This is a genomic window from Micromonospora sp. B11E3 (assembly GCF_039871625.1).
Classification (GTDB): Bacteria; Actinomycetota; Actinomycetes; order Mycobacteriales; family Micromonosporaceae; genus Micromonospora.
The window spans coordinates 1-1,335 of the sequence record NZ_JBDPMC010000212.1 but is presented as its reverse complement, the minus strand read 5'-3'; the positions used below and the strand labels follow the sequence as shown (position 1 = coordinate 1,335).

Here is a 1,335-nt window from a genome sequence, read left to right as displayed (position 1 = left end):
AAGCGGAGTTCCTGGTCTCGAGGGTTTCTTGGAGTGACTCACCTCAATACCGGAACTCCGCTTCTGTTTGCCTGAGCGACACACCCCTCGACAGCCGCCACAACGCCTTAACCGAGCGGCGTTGGGAGTAGAGGAGAACACAACATGTTGGTGTTGCCGATTGATGGCAGCCAGACGCTGCTGGTGCTGGCTGTGCCGGTGCCGCAGTTCAAGGACAAGGCCAACGGTGTGGCCGCGACTGATCGGGTCACGGGTGCGCCCTTGGTGGAGGTGCCCCTGGCGTTGACGGTCGAGGGTGGGCAGCAGCCGCAGCTGTTGCGGGTGTCTGTGCCGCAGCCGGCGGTGCCGAAGGACCTGGCCGTGGGGCAGATGGTCAAGGCGTCCGGGTTGACGTTCGTGACGGGGGAGAAGAACGGCCGGGCCTGGCAGATCTTCCGGGCGTCGGCGTTGACGGCGGTGAAGGCCGGATGATCGATCCCCCTGATGCTCGCCTGTTCATGGCGGTGCCGGCCGTCGTGCTGGCGGTCGCCGCCCTGGCCGTACTTGTGTGGCTCGGCGCGCACGCCGTGCGGTACCTGGTAGCAGGCAAGCAGCTCCGTCCGGTGTTGCGGGTCGCGTGGCGGATCAAGCACACGTGGCGGCGGACCGCCCGCCGGGTCGGCCTGGCCCAGACCGAGCGGATCCGCCCGCCGTGGTGGTCCAACCGTCCGCCGGGCACGGTCGTGACCCGGGAGTTGATCCCGGCCGTGACCGTGGCGGCCGAGCGGTGGGGCGTGCGCGTCGACGCTTCCACCGTCGGTCGTCTCGGCGTTGAGGAGTTCACGCAGGCGGCCGGGCATCTGGCCGACGTGTGGCGGGTGCCGCTGGTGAGGGTGGCGCAAGTCCGCCCCGGCCTGGTCCGGATACGGGCATTGCTGCACGACCCCCTCACCCAACCCGCGACCTGGACCGAACCGACCGACGACGGGTCGGACCCGGCGGTGTGGGTCGCTGGCGTAGACGCCGACGGTCAGCTGGTCACGATCCGCTCGGCCGGTGTCTCCGGCGTCGTGGTGGCGGGCTTGGCGGGTTACGGCAAGACGTCATTCCTCAACGCCCGGTTCTGCCGGCTCGCCCCGTGCCCGGCGGTGCAGTTCGTGCTGATCCCGGGGATGCTGCGGGAGCGCAGGACGCGGCCGTCGAGCATGGTCGATTTGATCGAGAAGTACGTGGTTTCGGCCTGTCGGGTAGCTCCGGCGCATTGCTGCGCCGGAGCCCCCTCAGAACCGGACGGGCGGGCTTTCCCCGCATCCGGCTCAAGCAAGCCCTGAAGGGCCGTCGGCAGGTGCAGGTGTG

At 69.2% G+C, this 1,335-nt stretch carries 1 protein-coding gene and 1 pseudogene; both read left to right on the top strand.

The features are described from left to right. Positions 1–144: 144 nt before the first annotated feature. Positions 145–471 carry a hypothetical protein gene (locus ABGB16_RS33720; protein WP_347672098.1) on the top strand — a complete coding sequence of 109 codons (327 nt, stop codon included), beginning with the start codon at positions 145–147 and terminating at the stop codon, positions 469–471. A gap of 26 nt (positions 472–497) precedes the next feature. After that, positions 498–1,145: pseudogene (locus ABGB16_RS33715) on the top strand (hypothetical protein); the annotation flags it as partial. Between the last annotated feature and the right edge of the window lie 190 nt (positions 1,146–1,335).